Source organism: Agreia sp. Leaf335, from assembly GCF_001423605.1.
In the GTDB taxonomy this organism is placed as follows: domain Bacteria; phylum Actinomycetota; class Actinomycetes; order Actinomycetales; family Microbacteriaceae; genus Agreia.
Window position 1 is genome coordinate 1,007,185 of record NZ_LMOQ01000001.1, and the last position, 17,269, is coordinate 1,024,453.

Annotated in this window: 12 protein-coding genes; 9 read left to right on the plus strand and 3 right to left on the minus strand. The window is 66.4% G+C overall.

Going from position 1 to position 17,269, the window contains the following annotated elements; genetic code table 11:
* The first annotated feature begins 22 nt into the window (after positions 1 to 22).
* The 5 genes from ASF79_RS04865 (at position 23) to ASF79_RS04885 (ending at position 4,062) form a co-directional block, all read left to right on the plus strand.
* Entirely contained in the window at positions 23 to 586 is a 564-nt protein-coding gene (locus ASF79_RS04865; RefSeq protein ID WP_055774746.1) for a DivIVA domain-containing protein, read from the plus strand.
* A gap of 137 nt (positions 587 to 723) precedes the next feature.
* On the plus strand, positions 724 to 1,404 hold the full coding sequence (locus ASF79_RS04870; RefSeq protein ID WP_146077596.1) for a lytic transglycosylase domain-containing protein: 681 nt from the start codon (positions 724 to 726) through the stop codon (positions 1,402 to 1,404).
* A 17-nt stretch (positions 1,405 to 1,421) separates the two neighbouring features.
* Positions 1,422 to 3,023 (plus strand): cation:proton antiporter, encoded by a 1,602-nt coding sequence (locus ASF79_RS04875; RefSeq protein ID WP_055852460.1) that lies wholly within the window; start codon positions 1,422 to 1,424, stop codon positions 3,021 to 3,023.
* Between the two features lie 14 nt (positions 3,024 to 3,037).
* Positions 3,038 to 3,340, plus strand: coding sequence for a hypothetical protein (locus ASF79_RS04880; RefSeq protein WP_055774739.1), 303 nt, complete (start codon positions 3,038 to 3,040; stop codon positions 3,338 to 3,340).
* Between the two features lie 11 nt (positions 3,341 to 3,351).
* On the plus strand, positions 3,352 to 4,062 hold the full coding sequence (locus ASF79_RS04885) for an alpha/beta hydrolase (RefSeq protein ID WP_055853161.1): 711 nt from the start codon (positions 3,352 to 3,354) through the stop codon (positions 4,060 to 4,062).
* Between the two features lie 7 nt (positions 4,063 to 4,069).
* Here ASF79_RS04885 and ASF79_RS04890 read toward each other — a convergent pair whose 3' ends face one another.
* Positions 4,070 to 5,122, minus strand: coding sequence for an AI-2E family transporter (locus ASF79_RS04890; protein WP_055852464.1), 1,053 nt, complete (start codon positions 5,120 to 5,122; stop codon positions 4,070 to 4,072).
* A 148-nt stretch (positions 5,123 to 5,270) separates the two neighbouring features.
* Between ASF79_RS04890 and ASF79_RS04895 the strand changes: the two genes are divergently transcribed.
* The 3 genes from ASF79_RS04895 (at position 5,271) to ASF79_RS04905 (ending at position 10,127) form a co-directional block, all read left to right on the plus strand.
* A complete protein-coding gene (locus ASF79_RS04895) occupies positions 5,271 to 7,235 on the plus strand; it encodes an ArnT family glycosyltransferase (protein WP_055852467.1) in 1,965 nt (654 codons plus the stop codon).
* Between the two features lie 88 nt (positions 7,236 to 7,323).
* Positions 7,324 to 9,168 (plus strand): hypothetical protein, encoded by a 1,845-nt coding sequence (locus tag ASF79_RS04900; protein WP_055852469.1) that lies wholly within the window; start codon positions 7,324 to 7,326, stop codon positions 9,166 to 9,168.
* Positions 9,165 to 10,127 carry a tetratricopeptide repeat protein gene (locus ASF79_RS04905; protein WP_055852471.1) on the plus strand — a complete coding sequence of 321 codons (963 nt, stop codon included), beginning with the start codon at positions 9,165 to 9,167 and terminating at the stop codon, positions 10,125 to 10,127. Before ASF79_RS04900 ends, ASF79_RS04905 begins: the two co-directional genes overlap by 4 nt.
* Before the next feature lie 72 nt (positions 10,128 to 10,199).
* On the opposite strand, the gene glgB is transcribed toward ASF79_RS04905, so the two are convergent.
* Both glgB and ASF79_RS04915 read right to left on the minus strand, forming a co-directional pair.
* Complete coding sequence (gene glgB, locus ASF79_RS04910; protein WP_055852474.1) at positions 10,200 to 12,413, minus strand: 1,4-alpha-glucan branching protein GlgB; 2,214 nt, start codon at positions 12,411 to 12,413, stop codon at positions 10,200 to 10,202.
* Positions 12,413 to 14,494 (minus strand): maltotransferase domain-containing protein, encoded by a 2,082-nt coding sequence (locus tag ASF79_RS04915; protein ID WP_082495676.1) that lies wholly within the window; start codon positions 14,492 to 14,494, stop codon positions 12,413 to 12,415. The genes glgB and ASF79_RS04915 overlap by 1 nt, the downstream gene beginning before the upstream one ends.
* Positions 14,495 to 14,664: 170 nt before the next feature.
* Between ASF79_RS04915 and glgP the strand changes: the two genes are divergently transcribed.
* Positions 14,665 to 17,229: an alpha-glucan family phosphorylase gene (gene glgP, locus ASF79_RS04920; protein ID WP_055852477.1), complete on the plus strand. Its 2,565-nt coding sequence runs from the start codon at positions 14,665 to 14,667 to the stop codon at positions 17,227 to 17,229.
* The last annotated feature ends 40 nt before the right edge of the window (positions 17,230 to 17,269 follow it).

Genomic DNA, 17,269 nt, shown 5'->3' on the forward strand with positions numbered 1-17,269 from the left:
TCGACCAAAAAGTGTTGACAGAATGGTGACCGTGAGTCAGACGTTTCCCCGAGCGCGGTCCTCCAGGCCCGGCTACAAGATCGACGAGGTCGAGAAGTTCTTGGCGGCGGCGCGCATCGCGTACAGCGCGGAACCCGGCGATACCGGAACGATCGTGACAGCCGAAGGCATCCGGCACATGGCTTTCGGCCTCGAGAAGGGGGGCTACTCGACGCTGGCCGTCGACGCCGCCCTCGAGCGGCTGGAAGAGGCGTTCGCCGCCCGCGAGAGAGAGAAGATCTCGTCGTCTGTCGGTGACGAGGCCTGGTTCGCCGAGGCGAGAGACAAAGCCAGGGAGATCCTCGCGAGACTGGAGAGGCCCGCGAAGCACCGATTCCGAGGCAGTGGCCTGTTCAAGCTGGGATACGACAAGCAGGATGTCGACGCCTTCGCCGAGCGGCTCATTGCATATTTCAGAGAAGGCACAGAGATCTCCGTCGACGACGTGCGCCAGGTGTCGTTCCGCTCACGTACGCGCGGGTACTCGGAGGCGCAGGTCGACCTGGTCCTCGATGCCGTCATCGACGTCATGCTGTCGGTGCGCTGAGATCTTCGCCTCGGTCTGCAATTCGGCCAGAAGTTCGGTAAAGTCGAACAATCGTGGGTAAAAATCTGGAACGTGACGCATCTGCGGGGGTCTCTCTGAAACCCCGCGTGAGTTCGGTGCCCGTACAGGCGAATGGCGTGGCTCCCATTCGGGTTCTCAATCCCACGCCTCCTCGCCGGGCCAAGATCGTCTCTCGTCCTGGCCGGTTCGCGCTCCAGCTGCTGGGTGTCGCCGCCGTCGGGGCGTCGGTTCTCGTGAACATCGTCGACCCGTACTCGGGCGTCGCCGCGTCGCAGTACTTCACCGTGGCTCTCGAACCCGGCTCCAAGCTGCCATCGCAGACGGTGACCTCGTCGAGCCTGGCCGCATCCATCGTGCGCGACGGATTCACCGTGACCGAGGCGCCGAAGCCCACGCCCACCCCGACCCCCACGCCGACTCCCACAGAATCGTCGAGCAAGTCCGACAGCGGTGGTACATCCGGTGGCTACGCCCCTCCCGCCGGCGCTCCCGACCCGGGCAGCGCGCAGGCGATCGCCGCGCAGATGGTGGCCGATCGCGGCTGGCCGAGCAGCGAGTACGACTGCCTCTACTCGCTTTGGGCGAAGGAGTCGGGCTGGCGGTACAACGCGTACAACGCCAGCAGTGGCGCCTACGGTATTCCCCAGTCGCTGCCGGGCAGCAAGATGGCCAGCGTCGCCGCCGACTGGGAGACCAACCCGGCCACTCAGATCACCTGGGGGCTCGGCTACATCACGGGCCGCTATCAGACGCCGTGTGGCGCTTGGGGCCACTCCGAGAGCGCGGGCTGGTACTGATTCAATAGGCTGACCCCATGGGGTTGGCTCTGATCGCGGTTCTCGGCGTCGTCGCCATCGTGGCGGTGTCTCTTCTCGCGCCGAAGGTCAAGGTCGCCGCACCGCTGATCCTCGCCGTCCTCGGCATCGGCATATCGGTTCTGCCCGGCATGCCACCCGTGCACATCGCGAGCGCGGTGATCCTCTCGGGAGTGCTGCCACCCCTGCTATACGCCTCGTCGATCAGCCTGCCCCTGGCCGATCTGCGCTCGAACATCGGCAGCATCTCCGCCCTGGCCGTCGTGCTGGTGGTCGTGAGCGCATTCGGTACGGGTTTTCTGCTGTTCACCCTGTTTCCCGACCTGAGTCTGGCGTCGGCCATCGCCTTGGGTGCGGTGATCAGCCCGACGGATGCCGTGGCCGCCACATCCATCGGCAAGCGGCTCGGCCTTCCCCCTCGGCTTCTGGCTGTTCTCGAGGGCGAGAGTCTCGTCAACGACGCTTCCGCCCTCGTTCTGCTGCGAACAGCCATCGCGGCCACGGCGGGCGCCGTCAGCGCCTGGCAGATCGTGGGCACATTCGCATACTCTGTGGTGCTCGGAGTCGGACTGGGTGTCGCCATCGGCTATCTCACCGTGTTCGTGCGGGCGCGCGTGCCTGACCCTGTGCTGGCCACCGCGATCTCATTCGTGGTGCCGTTCGCGGCCTATCTTCCGGCGGAGACGATCGGCGCATCCGGCGTGCTCAGTGTGGTGGCGGCGGGACTCATCACGGGCCATCTCGGGGCCACGAGTTTCTCCGCCCCTGCACGACTGAGCGAGCGCCTCAACTGGCGCACGTTCCAATTCCTGCTCGAGAACGGCGTGTTCCTGCTGATGGGCCTCGAACTGAAGACGATCGTCGAGGGAGTGCGGCACCATCGCCTCGATGTTCCCCAGGCGATCCTCTTCGGGCTGCTCGCCACGGTCGTGCTCATCGGCATCAGGTGTGCGGTGGTCGCGGCCATGACCGCCCTCGGTCGTCTCCCGAGAAAGCAGCCAGACCCTGAGAAGCTCGGCGCACGGGAGGGCATCGTGCTGTCGTGGAGCGGAATGCGCGGTGTCGTCACCGTCGCTGGGGCGCAGTCGTTGCCCGAGCAGATCCCCTATCGAGAGCAGCTCGTGCTCATCGCCTACACGGTGGCCATCGTGACGCTCGTCGTGCAGGGCGCGAGCCTACCCGCGGTGATCCGGATCGCCGGGGTGAAGGGCACCCCCATGCAGAGGCAGCTCGAGGAGTTCGCAGAGCTCGTCGATCACATCCGGCAGAAGGGGGCCGAGCGTCTGGACGATCCTGCGCTGGCCGTTCTGGGCGGGGGAGTGCTCGACCCCGCGGTGCTCGAACGCGTGCGGGTCGAGTCCTCGAGACGGAGCGACTACGCCTGGGAACGGTCATCTGCGGCGGACCACCAGGGCATCGCAGCGAACGAACAGTATGCGCTCGTGCGGCGAGACATCCTGCTGCACGAGCGCGCCGCTCTTGTTGCGGCTCGAAACCGAGGCGGCTACTCGTCGATTGCCCTGGCCCGTGCACAGGAGATGCTCGATCTCGAGGAGGCGGGCCTTGATCACCTGCGCGACGGAGACACGACGGGGCACTGACCTAGGATTGAGGCATGCCCCGCAGCAACCGACCTCGTCGACGCGGGGCCGGCGACGGTGACGACGCCGAGATAGATCTGAACCGGATCCTGACGGGCGGCCGACGTATCGAGCATCGCCGCAGCGGCTCGTGGAACGTGCAGTCCGTCTCGCCCGCGCAGGCCGTCAAAGACTATGTGTGCCCCGGATGCTCGTTGCCGGTCGTCGCAGGCACGGCGCATGTCGTCGCGTGGCGGGCCGACGGATTGATGGGCGAGGCGAATGACCTCGCCGGCCGCCGCCACTGGCACAGCCATTGCTGGAAGATCGGAAATTGATTGTGAGCATCATCGACATCCGCAGCACGACGGTGCTCCCGGCCATTCGCGAAGACATCGTGCTGCACACCGACGACGGCTTCGACCTCGTCGGAGAGCTGGCGCTCCCGGAGTCGGGCGACCCCGTCGCTACCCTCGTGACTCTCCATCCGCTTCCCACGGGCGGGGGGTTCATGGACTCGCACATTCTGAGAAAGGCGGCGAACCGGCTCCCGGCACTCGCTGACCTGGCGGTGCTGCGGTTCAACACCCGTGGAACCTCGTCGCCTCGAGGCACGAGCGAGGGCGCTTTCGATCACGGCGTGGCGGAGCGCTGGGATGTGAAGGCGGCGATGGCCTTCGTCGCCGAGCGTGGACTCCCTCACCCCTGGCTGGTCGGCTGGTCGTTCGGAACGGAGCTGGCGCTGAAGTACGGCATCGAGCATACGGTCGACGGGGTCATCCTGCTGTCACCGCCCCTGCATCGAACCTCTGAAGACGAGTTGGCGGCGTGGAACGCCGTCGACGTGCCCGTCGTGGCACTCATCCCCGAGCTCGACGACTACCTGCGCCCGCCAGAAGCGAAGACCCGATTCGCGGCGATGCCGCACATCGAGTTGGTCGCGGTGGAGGGCGGCAAACACCTCTGGGTCGGCGAGTCGCAGACGCGGAGGGTTTTGAGCGAGATCGTGGGCAGGGTCAACCCGGCCGTGCTTCCGCTGCCGGACAGCTACGAGGGCTGAGCCCGGGTCACCGTTCGTTCTGAATAGGGATGACCACCTGTTTGATGATCAGCAGCAGGGACGCTGCGACCGGGATCGCGATGAGGGCTCCCAGGATACCGAGCAGAGTTCCCCCGGCCAGAGCGGCGATCACCACGACAGCGCCCGGAACCGAGACGGCGCGGTTCATGATGTTCGGGCTGAGCAGGTAGGCCTCCACCTGCATGTAGATCAGGTAGTAGATGGCCGCGGCGATGAAGGTCGGCAACGACCCGAGCCCGGGTATGAGGCAGACCAGCGCGATGATGATCGATCCCGAGAGGGTTCCGACGAGCGGGATCAGTGACAGCATGCCGGCGAGGAACGCGAGCACCGCAGGAAACGGCGCTTGGATGATCGACAGGAAGACGTAGCTGAGCACGAAGTTGATGGCGCCGAGCGAGAGCTGGCCCACGACGTAGCGACCGACAGCGTCGGTGATCTGCTCGCTCAGATCTGCGAAGCGTTCGCGGCGAGATGCCGGCACGAGACGGTACAGCGCACGCTTGATCGAGTTGAGTGACGCCGTGAAGTACAGGGTGAGGATCAGCACGATCACGGTGCCGAACACGCCGTTCGCGATACTGGCTCCCACGGCGAGGGCACCGCTCGCGATGATGGAGTAGTTGCCGACGTCGGTGAGGTACTTGGTGGCCTGGTCGATCACGGCCTGCACATCGAACCCGCCGAGTTGGTTAGACAGATCCGATACCCAGGTTCCCTGTTGCGCCCTGTCGATCAGCACGGGAACGATATCGAACAGCTGACCGAGTTGATCGACGATGATGGGCACGACGGCGAAGACGAGCCCCGCGATGATGCCCGCGACGGCCACGAAGACCACGATGATGGCCAGCCACCTGGGCAGCTTCTTCTTCTCGAGCCAGGAGATCACCGGATCGAGGCCGAGGGCGATGAAGATCGCTGCACCGATGTAGGTGAGGATCGTGGCGAGCGACGCGATCGAGGTGAGAATCAGGATGCCGACGCCGACGCCCAGCGTGCCGACAAGTCCCAGGGTGAATGCGTTGTGGATCTTCACGAAACCTGCCTGCCCAGAGCTATCGGATGTCGCTGATGGAGTGCCCGAATTCTACCGAGTGGGAAGTGCTCGAGGCTGGCATGTCGTCTCAGCCACGCCACAGCGAGTCTCGAGCTTGCGCTCATCGACCGGCCCCACCCTATAGCTCGTGCACCCCACCGATACTGACAGCCTTCCACGATGGTGGGGCCAGCCCTGGCGATTCCGATCCGGACTCCTCGTCATCCTGCTCGTCTCCGCCGCTCTCATGGTCTGGAACCTCGCCAAGGGCGGTGACGCGTCGTTCTACGAAGCGTCGGCTCGCTCGATGTCCGAGTCGTGGCACGCGATGCTCTTCGGCGCCTTCGACCCCGCGGGTACCGTCACTCTCGACAAGCTCAGCGGGTTCGCAGTGCCGCAGGCGCTGAGCATCCGGCTGTTCGGGATGTCGACCTCAGCGCTCGCCCTGCCGCAGGTCGTCGAGGGACTGATCACCGTCTGGTGCTGCTCGGTGATCGGCCTGAGGTGGGCCCGTCCGGGCGCGGGGCTGGTGGCCGCAGCTGCCGCGGCCACCACCCCGATCTTCGTCTCGATGTTCGCTCATCCGATGGAGGACGGCCTCGTCACCATGGCTCTCACGGTGGCCCTGTTCTTCTTCCAGCGTGCTCTGCTGACCGAGCGGTTGTGGCCCCTGCTCGTCGCAGCCCTCTTCGTCGGCGTGGGGTTCCAGGCCAAGATGATGCAGGCATGGTTCATCCTCCCCGCCTTCGTCGTGGGCAGCTTCCTCTGGACGCGGGGTGCCTGGCCGCGCCGTCTGTGGAGATCCACGGTCGTGTCGGCGACCGCTGTGGCGGCGTCTCTGGTCTGGGTGCTCGTGCTCCAACTCACGCCGGCCGCCGACCGCCCCTACATCGACGGCTCCACGAGCAATAACGCGTTCGCCATGGTCTTCGGCTACAACGGTCTCGACCGGCTGTTGCCCCACGCGGTTCCGGGAGCGGTAGGCGGTTCCGGCGGCCACACGCACGCGGCCCCCGTCTTCTTCGCGGCACCCTCCGATCTGTCGTCGGCTGGCGCCTCCCTGACCAAGCTGGTCGACCCGCTGTTCGTCACACAGGTGGGCTGGCTGTACCCGATCGCGATCGCCGGGATCGTGTTCGGGCTTATTCGCTGGTGGCCGCGTCGTGGCGGCGCGCCGTCGGCTTCGTTCGCCATGCTCGGCGTCGTCTCCGTCTGGCTGGTCACCGCCACACTCGTTCTCTCGGTGGCCCACACCCCGCACACCGCCTACGTGGCGGCCATCGGCACGCAGATCGCAGTGCTGGCCGCCGTCGGATGGAAGCAGGCCGTCCGGATGCTGCGCGCTCCTCGGAGGAGAACGCGCCTCGCGGTCTTCGTCGTCTTGGTCGTCCAGGCTGGCTGGTCGGTCTTCCTGGCGATAGAGGGCGCTCTGCCCGCGATCCTCGTCGTGCCTGCGGTGGTCGTCTGCGGCGCGTGTTGTGTCGCGCTCGCGGCACACGCATGGCGCACCCGGCCGCGCGCATCCATTGCATCGACGCGTCGCAATCGACTCAGGGTGGCGGCGGTTCCCCTTCTCGCTGCTGCGCTGATCCTGGGAGGTCAGGCGGCCTTCTCTCTGCAGGTCGTCGACCCGGCCAGGAACGGCACAGGGGGAGACGCCTACGTGGGGATCAAGCCCGTGAGATCCGATCCGACTCCGCTGTCATTCCGCCCCGCCCCGCCCCAGCTGTGGGGAGGATCCGTGACACTCTCGCCGAAGGTGAGCGATCTCGTGAACGCGGCACGGACCGCGGGCGGCGGGGCTGACGGCAGACCCGACTTCATCACCGATTCGTGGGCGATCTCCGCTCAGGTGATCGACGCGACCGGCGACAGCGTGCTGACCGACGGGGGCTATTCGGGAACCGTCCCGGTGTTCACCGAGTCGCAGCTCGAGCGGATGATCGCCACGGGTACCGACCACCTCTTCGTCGTGAAGCAGAATGCGCCGGCTGCCGATCCGGTCGAACAGGTCGTGGAGCATTCGTCATGCACCCCACTCGGATCGTTCAGCACCGGCGTCATCGCGGTGAGTCCGCAATCCGGTGCCGTCGAGCTCTGGGACTGCATCTGAAGCCGACGTCGAGCGCGCGCTGGGCGTAGTCTGAGTGCGGCGTCAGGCTTCATCGGCTATCTTTTAATGTCTTTGTCTGGAGTAATCTGTGCGCTTTGTATTCGCGATCATCGCCTTCGTCGTTGCGACGGCCCTCATCGGTGTCGGTGTTGCCCAACGCACCTTCCTCCTGCCTCCGGGAAGTGTGAGCGTGGCGACCGCGGGTGCGACCGATGAGCCGTACGTTCTGCTCGACTCGGACACACTCCGGGCGAACCCGGGTTCGCAGACCGTCTCGATCAGCGGCGACTCGACCATCTTCGTCGCGTATGGCCGCGATGCCGACGTCAAGGCGTGGTTGAGCGGCTCGAGCTATTCGCAGCTCGCCGTCGACTCCGAGTCCAAGAAGCTCACCGAGGCCGTCGTCCCTGCCGATCCGGCGGGTGCCAAGAACGTCGCCAGCGGTTCCGCCGATCCGGCGGGCAGCGACCTCTGGCTCGAGCAGTACACCGGCAATCAGTCGCTTACGCGCACCATCAACGTGCCCTCCGGCTACTCGGCGATCATCGCGTCGAACGGAACGGATCCGGCGCCCGCCGACGTCTCCGTCGCGTGGCCGATCGACAACTCCACCCCGTGGGCCGTGCCGCTCCTGCTCGCCGGCGCCTCCGTGCTCCTCGTCGGTCTGGCGCTTCTGCTCTGGGGTCTATGGCACATGAGGCGCCAGCAGGGCCCGCGCAGAAAGCCGCCCACAGGAACGCCCCGACGCCGATTCTCTCCCGCCCGAACGAACGCGATCGAGTCTGGAATGTCGAAACGACGCAAGGCCATCACCCGGTCGATGAGCGCTGTACTGCCGGTGCTGCTCGTCGCGGCGCTCGGTGCGGGTGCGCCTCTCGCCGCATCGGCCAGCACGGTCACGCCCACACCTCGGCCGACTCCGACGGTCGGAACCGATACGGATTCGACGAGCGAGCCGTCGAACATGCAGACAGGCACGCCGTCTCCCACACCGACTCCGACGAGTACGGCTCCAGCGGCGGAGACTGTGCTGCCGGCCGTGACAGAGAAGCAGGCGCAGACCATCATCGAGCGCGTCATCGCGGTCGAGAGCGCGGCGAACGCGGCCTCAGACAGCAACGCCCTCGACGCGCGATTCACCGGTCCGGCGCTCGAGCTCCGCAAGGCTGCCTACGCCACCCGCGCGGCGCTGCCGGACTACGCGCTGCCCGCCGCCATTCCGTCCGGAGCCGCCGAGGTCGTCCTTCCCCAGGCGACGACGGTGTGGCCGAAGACAGTGTTCACGATCATCGAGAACGAAGACAAGACGGTCGCTCCTCTTGCCGTCACGCTCGTTCAGGAGTCGGCACGAGCCAACTACAAGGTCGAATACGCGATCTCCCTCGAGCCCGACACCACGCTTCCTCCGGTGTCGGCGGCAAGCGTCGGTGCGTCGCGCCTCGCGCCGGACTCGAAGCTGCTGTCGATGACCCCTGACGCGGTCGAGGCCGCTTACGCCGACATCCTCGCCCAGGGCTCCGCGAGCCCCTCGTTCGGGCAGATCGACACCGAGAAAGACACGCTCCTCACAAGCGTCGGCTCCGACTACAAAGCCACCAAGAAGGCGACAATCGAGGCGAGCGGCACGGCCACGATCGAGTTCTCGAAGGTTCCGGCTATCTCCGACGGAATCGCGCTCGCTACGAACGACTCGGGCGCGATCCTGGCGTTCAATCTTCGCGAGTCCGAGGTGGTCAAGCCCACGCAGACAGGGGCGACCGTTAACACCGAGGGCGCTGTTAAGGCGCTGTCGGGGCTTCCGGTCACGGGCAAGGGCATCGAGTCGGTCTACGATTATCAGCTGCTGTTCTACATCCCGTCCGCGGGTGAAACGGGCAAACCGACGCTGCTCGGATTCACCCAGGGCCTCGTCCAAGCCAAGGAGCTTCCATGAGTTCTGTTCCCCCGTCCGCAGCCAGCCTTCGTGGCGCCGTCGATCTCTCGTCGCTCGTCAATAGGCCCGCGCCCGGAGCCGCCGCAGCTCAGCCCGGCGCAGTTCCTGCAACGCCCGGTGCTCCTGTGCCTCTGCCCAGCCTCGTGATCGAAGGCACCGACGCGGCCTTCAGCGCCTTCATCGAGCTGTCCAACACGGTTCCCGTCGTGGTCGTCGTCGGCGCCTCCTACAACGAGCCGAGCACTCAGCTCGACACGATCCTGCGCGCGCTCACGACCGAGTACGCGGGTCGATTCGTTCTCGTCACGGTCGAGGCGGATGCCAACCCTCAGCTGTCACAGGCATTCCAGGCCCAGACGCTCCCCACGGTCGCCGCGGTCGTCGGCGGCCGGCCCATCGGTCTCTTCGCCGGTGTCCACCCGGTCGAGCAGGTACGCGACGTGATCGAGCAGGTGCTCGAGCTCGCCGCACAGCAGGGTGTCACCGGAACCGCGGTCGTCGACGGCGCTCCAGAGGGCGAGCCGGCAGAACCTGTCGAGGCCCCGCTGCCCCCGCACCATGCCGAGGCCTACGACGCCATCGCGCGCGGAGACTTCGACGAAGCGATCCGCGAATACGAGACGGCCATCAAGCAAGACCCGCGTGACAGCCTCGCGGTGGCCGGTCTCGCCCAGGTGAGTCTGCTCGCCCGCCTGAAAGACAAGACCCAGGCTGAGATCCGCAACGACGCCGCGGCGCGCCCGACCGAGCTCGAACCCCAGCTGCTGGTGGCGGATCTCGACCTCTCAGGCGGTCATGTCGAGGACGCGTTCGATCGGCTGCTGACGCTCTTCGTGACCCTCGACCAAGAGGGCAAGAACACCGTGCGTGCGCGACTGATCGATCTGTTCGAGGTCGTCGGCATCGACGACCCTCGCGTCGTGAAGGCCCGAGCACGCCTCACAGGCCTGCTCTACTAGCGGCCGTTCCTTCGCAATCATGCTCTGAGCCCGTCGAAGATGATCTTCGACGGGCTCAGGGCATGATGACGGCTATCTGCGCGGCTTGAGGTACAGCGCCGCGAGCGGCGGCAGGGTCAGCTCGACCGAGGCCTGGCGTCCCGACCAGGGCACGTCTTCCGCTTCGACGGAACCGAAGTTGCCCACGCCCGATCCTCCGAACTCCACGGCGTCGGTGTTGATCAGCTCATCCCAGGTGCCGCCGAAGGGCAGACCGACCCTGTAGGGCCCGACCGGAGCGCCCGAGAAGTTCATCAGAACGGCGATGGGGTTGCCCTCGTCGTCCCAGCGGAGGAACGACACGAGGTTCTGGTTCGACGATCCGCCGTCGATGAACTCGAAGCCCGATGCATCGTGATCGCGCTGCCAGAGCGCGGGGTTGTCGGCGTAGACCCGGTTGAGCTGGGAGACGAGTCCGAGAAGCGCGCGGTGCACGGGCTGATCGAGAATCCACCAGTCGAGTCCGCGTTCCTCCGACCACTCCGACGGCTGCCCGAACTCCTGGCCCATGAACAGCAACTGCTTGCCGGGGTGCGCCCACATGAACGCGAGGTACGCCCGAAGGTTCGCGAGCTTCTGCCAGTGATCGCCGGGCATCTTGTTCAGCAGCGATCCCTTGCCGTGCACGACCTCGTCGTGGCTGATCGGCAGGATGAAGTTCTCGCTGAACGCGTAGACGAACGAGAACGTGATCTCGCCGTGGTGGTAGGTGCGATAGAGCGGATCGGTCTCCATGTACTGCAAGGAGTCGTGCATCCAGCCCATGTTCCATTTGAGCCCGAAGCCGAGCCCTCCCTGGCTCGTGGCGTGGGTGACTCCGGGCCAGCTCGTCGACTCCTCGGCGATCATGATGATGCCCGGGTACAGCTTGTACGCGGTCGCCGTGGCCTCCTGCAAGAAGCTGATGGCTTCGAGGTTCTCGCGCCCTCCGTACTGGTTCGGCAGCCACTCGCCCTCTTTGCGGGAGTAATCGAGATAGAGCATGCTCGCCACGGCATCGACCCGCAGGCCGTCGACGTGGAACTGCTCGAGCCAGTAGAGAGCGTTCGCGACCAGGAAGTTGCGCACCTGCGAGTCGCCGAAGTTGAATACGAGCGTGCCCCAGTCGGGCTGCTCGCCTCGACGAGGATCAGGATGCTCGTACAGCGGCTGGCCGTCGAAATTGGCGAGGGCGAACTCGTCTTTGGGGAAGTGCCCGGGAACCCAGTCGACCAGCACGCCGATGCCGGCCTGGTGCAGGCGGTCGATCAGGTAGCGCAGGTCGTCGGGGTGACCGAAGCGCGAGGTGGGAGCGTAGTACGAAGTGACCTGGTAGCCCCACGAGCCGCCGAACGGGTGCTCGGCCAGGGGCATGAACTCGACGTGGGTGAAGCCGAGCTCCTGCACGTAGTCGATGAGCTGGTCGGCGAGCTCCCGGTACGAGAGTCCGGGGCGCCAGGATCCGACATGCATCTCATAGACGCTCATGGGACCGGAATGCGGGTCGCTCGACGCACGCCGCGACATCCACTCGTCGTCGCCCCATGTGTGGGCCGACTGGCCGATGACCGATGCGGTCAGCGGCGGGATCTCGGTGTAGCGGGCCATCGGGTCGGCGCGCCGCACCCACTGGCCGGACTGCGCCAGGATCTCGAACTTGTAGTTGCTGCCAGGCTCGAGGCCGGGCACGAACAGCTCCCAGACGCCCGAGCTGCCGAGGCTGCGCAGAGAGTGCTTCAAGCCGTCCCAGGAGTTGAAATCACCGATGACGCGCACGGCCTGAGCGTGCGGCGCCCAGACGGCGAACGACGTGCCCGCGACCTGCTCGTCGACGCCGTGCCAGGAACGATAGTGCGAGCCCAGAACATCCCAGAGACGCTCGTGCCGGCCCTCGCCGAGGAGATGGATGTCGACGTCGCCGAGGGTGGGGGAGAAGCGGTAGGGGTCGTCGCTGGTCCAGACGGTGTCGTCGTCGTAGCGGGCCTCGATCGTGTAGTCGCTGAGGCCGGTCAGCGTGTAGCCCTGCCAGATACCGCCGTGCAGATGGGTGAGCTCGGTGCGTGCGCCGGATGCCAGCACCGCGACCACCGATTTCGCGAGGGGCCGCAGGGTGCGGATGACGGTGACGCCGTCGGCGCCCGCGCCCTCGATGGGATGCTGGCCGAGAACGCCGTGCGGGTTGTAGTAGGAACCCGCCGCGACCTTGTCGAGCACGTCGGTGGGGACGTCGGGGATGGAGAGCACGGATGCTCCGTCGAGGGTGGACATCAGTGAGCCGCCTTGTCTGCACCGGTCGGGTGCGTTTCGGGCCAGGTCCCATCGACCGGCTCCACGTGCAGAATGTGTACGGGTTCGGTGAACGCGTCGAGGCGCACGAAGTTGTGGCTGACGCCCCAGATCCACGATGCCCCGGTGATGAGGTCGGTGACCCTGAACTGCTCGACGCCCGGGAGGCCGAACTTCGAGACGTCGAAGTGCACGCTCGTCTCGCGCGCCGAATGCGGATCGACGTTGGCCACGACGATGATGGCGTCGGGAGCCCCCGTGCCGCTGAACTCCGCAGCGATGTACTTGGAATAGACCAGGATCGCGTCGTCGTCGCTCCAGTGCAGCTCGAGGTTGCGCAGCTGGCGCAGGGCCGGGTGATCGCGGCGCATCTCGTTGAGCTTGGTGATGTACGGGGCGATCGATTGCCCGGTCTTCTCTGCCAGCGCGAAGTCACGCGGTCGGTACTCGTACTTCTCGTTGTCGATGTTCTCTTCGGCGCCGGGACGCGCGACGTTCTCGATGAGCTCGTAGCCGGAGTACACGGCCCACGTGGGCGCAGCGGTGGCGGCGATGGCGGCTCTGATCTTGTATGCCGCGCGCCCGCCGAACTGCAGGTACTGCGTAAGGATGTCGGGGGTGTTGACCCAGAGATTCGGCCGGAAGAAGGCGTCGGTCTCGTGCGACAGGCCGTTGAGGAACTCCTCGAGCTCTTCTTTCGTGTTGCGCCACGTGAAGTAGGTGTACGACTGCTGGTAGCCGACCTTCGCCAGCCCCTGCATGATCGCGGGGCGTGTGAACGCCTCGGCGAGGAAGACGACCTCGGGGAATTCCGCGTTGATCGTGTGGATCACGTATTCCCAGAAGTCGAGCGGCTTCGTGTGCGGGTTGTCGACACGGAAGATGCGCACGCCGAGTTTGATCCAGTAGCGCAGCAGGCGCAGAGTCTCGCGCCGGATGCCCTTCGGGTCGTTGTCGAAGTTGATCGGGTAGATGTCCTGATACTTCTTAGGAGGGTTCTCCGCGTAGGCGATGGAGCCGTCGGGAAGCGTCGTGAACCACTCGGGATGCTCGGTGACCCAGGGGTGGTCGGGCGATGCCTGGAGCGCGAAGTCGAGAGCGACTTCGAGTCCGGCCTTGGCCGCCTGCTTCAAGAAGTAGCTGAAGTCGGCGACCGTTCCGAGGTCGGGGTGGATCGCGTCGTGTCCGCCCGCGGCACCGCCGATGGCCCAGGGCGATCCGGGGTCGTACGGTCCGGCATCCAACGAGTTGTTGGGGCCCTTGCGGAACGACCGGCCGATCGGGTGGATCGGTGGCATGTAGAGAACGTCGAACCCCATCGCCGCGACCTCGGGGAGGCGTCTCGCCGCGGTGCGGAACGTGCCGCTCGTCCAGCTGCCGTCGGTGTTCTTCTTCGCTCCGATCGAGCGCGGGAAGAACTCGTACCAGGAGCCCGACCCGGCGCGCTCGCGCTCGACCGTGATCTCTCGCCACTCCGAGAACGTGGTGAGGCTCTCGAACGGGCGGTCGGCGATGGCCTCGAGAACGGCGGCGCTCGTGGCCACGTCGAGGCGCTCGACCGGGTCGATGGTCGCGTCGCCCAGGGTGTTGGCGACCTTGCCGAACAGCACGCGCTGAGCGTCGGAGCGCGTCGCGTCGATTCTGCCGGCTTCGAACAGCTCCCGCCCGATGGCGAGGGTCACGTCGACGTCGATGCCTGCGGGGAGCTTGATCGACGCGGTGTGCTGCCAGGTAGCGAAGTCGTCGGAGTACGCGCGGATGCGGAATCGCCAGAGCCCCTCCTCGCCCAACTGCTCGAGTGCTCCGTAGCGGTCGGTGCCGGGCTCGAGGGGCGCCAGGAGCCGTTCGCTGCGCTGCCCGGAGGGGCCGGCCACCTCGACTCGGGCGCCGACAGCGTCGTGGCCCTCGCGGAACACCACGGCGCCGAAGGGCACGACCTCGCCGGCGAATGCCTTGGGTAGCCATCGTTGGCCGGGAACACTGGGGAAGATGTCGAGGATCGGGATGCGCCCGAGTCCGGAATCGGAGAGGGTCGGTTGCTTGGGTGCTTGCGTCTTTGCCACGGTTCGACCGTATCAATAAAGGGGAAACGTTCGCGGGGGATTATGGAAACGGTTCCCGGTCGTTTATGCGGCCACAGCGGCGCTGTCCTAGGCTGGGCGAAGCCAGGCCACGGCGTTCGCCGCGGCGCGCGAGACGAGTGGTGGTGGCGCGCCGATATGGAGAATTTTTCGTGAAGGCGATCAGAAGATTCACCGTTCGATCCGTGCTGCCGGAGCGTCTGGGGGCTGTCGGTGAACTCGCATCCAACCTCCGTTGGTCGTGGCACGAGCCCACCCGCGCGCTCTTCGCCCGCATCTCGCCGGATGACTGGCAGCAGACCGGCGGCGATCCGATCGCCCTGCTCGGCGCTGTCAGCCCCGACCGCCTCGACGAGCTGTCGCACGACGAGGGATTCGTGGCGTGGGCGAACAGTCTTCGCGACGATCTGAACCGCTACCTCGTCGAGCCGCGCTGGTATCAGCAACTCGAGGGCGAGAAGCCGACCGGCATCGCCTACTTCTCCGCCGAATTCGGCATCGCGGCCGCGCTTCCTCAGTACTCAGGAGGACTCGGTATCCTCGCCGGCGACCATCTGAAGGCGGCGAGCGACCTCGGACTGCCCCTCACCGGCGTGGGCCTCTTCTACCGGGCCGGCTACTTCAGCCAGGCCATCTCGCGAGACGGATGGCAGCAGGAGAGTTACCCGGTGCTCGATCCCGACGGACTCCCGCTCACCGTGCTGCGTCTCGCCGACGGATCAGCGGCCCACATCGCGCTGGCGCTCCCCGACGGACGCGCCCTGTTCGCGCGGATCTGGCAGGCCAAGGTCGGCCGCGTGAGGCTCCTGCTTCTCGACACCGATATCCCCGAGAACGCCGAAGATCTTCGCGGCATCACAGACCGCCTGTACGGGGGCGGCGGCGAGCACCGCCTTCTTCAGGAACTGCTGCTCGGTATCGGGGGAGTGCGCGCGCTCAAGCTCGCGGCCGAACTCCGCGATGTGCCCGAGCCCGAGGTCTTCCACGCCAACGAGGGCCACGCCGGATTCCAGGGACTCGAGCGCATCTCGCGTCTCATCGGAGACGGGCTCAGCTTCGACGCTGCCCTGCAGGTCGTGCGCGCTGGCACCGTCTTCACGACGCACACCCCCGTTCCCGCGGGGATCGACCGGTTCGAGCGCACTCTCATCGAGCGGTACTTCGGCGGCGACCTGCTGCCTGGCCTCGCCGTCGACGACATCCTGCGTCTCGGCGCCGAGGACTACGAGGGCGGTTCGTCCGAGGTCTTCAACATGGCCGTGATGGGGCTGCGTCTCGCGCAGCGGGCGAACGGGGTGTCGAAACTGCATGGCGCTGTGAGCAGAGGAATGTTCCAGGGTCTGTGGAAGGGCTTCGACGTCGACGACGTGCCCATCACCTCGGTGACGAACGGCGTTCACGCCGCCACCTGGACCGACCCGCTTCTGCAGGAGCTCGCAAGTTCGAAGCTCGGCTCCTCCGACACGGCCAACGCCGACTGGAACAGTTCCGACGTCAGCGACGGCGATCTCTGGGCTGTGCGGGGCGACATGCGCCGCCAGCTCGTGCACGACGCCCGTCGTCGCGTGACCGAGGCCTTCGAGCTGCAGAATCCGGGCTCGATCGCGCCGGCCTGGTATCAGACGCTTCTCGATCCCACGGTGCTCACCATCGGCTTCGCGCGTCGAGTGCCGACGTACAAGCGCCTCACCCTGATGCTGCACGACCCCGCGCGGCTGAAGTCGATCCTGCTCAACCCGCAGCGCCCTATCCAGCTGGTGATCGCGGGCAAATCGCATCCGGCAGACGAGGAGGGCAAGCGTCTCATCCAGCGCCTCGTGCAGTTCGCCTCCGACCCGGAGGTGCGGCACCGCATCGTCTTCCTTCCGAACTACGACATCGGCATGGCCCAGCTGCTGTACCCGGGTACCGACGTGTGGCTGAACAACCCGCTGCGCCCGCTCGAGGCGTGCGGAACATCCGGCATGAAGGCCTCACTGAACGGCGGACTCAACCTGTCGATTCTCGACGGCTGGTGGAACGAGTACTACGACGGAGAGAACGGTTGGGCGATCCCCACCGCCGACGGCGCGAGCACTCCGGAGGAACGCGACGCTATCGAGGCTGGCGCGCTCTACGACCTGATGGAGCACCAGGTCGCAACGCGTTTCTACGACCGCAACGCCGACGGCATCCCCGAGCGCTGGATGGCCTCGGTGCGGCACACGCTGTCGACCCTGTCGCCCAGCCTGTCTGCCGAGCGCATGGTGCGCGAGTACACCGAGCGCCTCTACACGAAGGCGGCCGCAGCCGAGAGGATCATGTCGGCGAGAGACCACGAGGCGGCGCGGGAGTTGTCGGCGTTCAAGGAACGGATGACGGCGCACTGGCCGAGCGTGCAGGTCGTGCACGTCGAGTCCGGCGGCCTCGACGACACTCCGCAGGTCGGCGACTCGCTGCATCTGCGTGCTCAGGTGCAGCTCGACGGCATCAGCCCCGACGACGTGTCGGTCGAGGTCGTCTATGGCCAGGCGGGCACGGGCGACGAGCTGCGCGACGTGGCCACGTTCGCCCTGTCGCCGTCGACCGCTTCGGCCTCAGACTCGGGAGTGGTGCTCTTCGAGGGCACCCTCGCCCTGTCGAGAGCGGGCGCGTTCGGCTACACGGTGCGCGTCGTGCCCAAACACGCTCATCTGGCCTCACCGGCCGAGCTGGGCCTCATAGCGACCGCCCACTGACACACCCTCAGCCACCTTCCTCAGGCCCCCTTTTCGCGGA

Excerpts from the sequence above, each read along its gene's own strand:
- ASF79_RS04905 (WP_055852471.1), top strand. The coding sequence starts at position 9,165 with ATGAGTTCTGTTCCCCCGTCCGCAGCCAGCCTTCGTGGCGCCGTCGAT.
- glgB (WP_055852474.1), bottom strand. The coding sequence starts at position 12,413 with ATGTCCACCCTCGACGGAGCATCCGTGCTCTCCATCCCCGACGTCCCC.
- ASF79_RS04875 (WP_055852460.1), top strand. The coding sequence starts at position 1,422 with ATGGGGTTGGCTCTGATCGCGGTTCTCGGCGTCGTCGCCATCGTGGCG.
- ASF79_RS04865 (WP_055774746.1), top strand. The coding sequence starts at position 23 with ATGGTGACCGTGAGTCAGACGTTTCCCCGAGCGCGGTCCTCCAGGCCC.
- ASF79_RS04880 (WP_055774739.1), top strand. The coding sequence starts at position 3,038 with ATGCCCCGCAGCAACCGACCTCGTCGACGCGGGGCCGGCGACGGTGAC.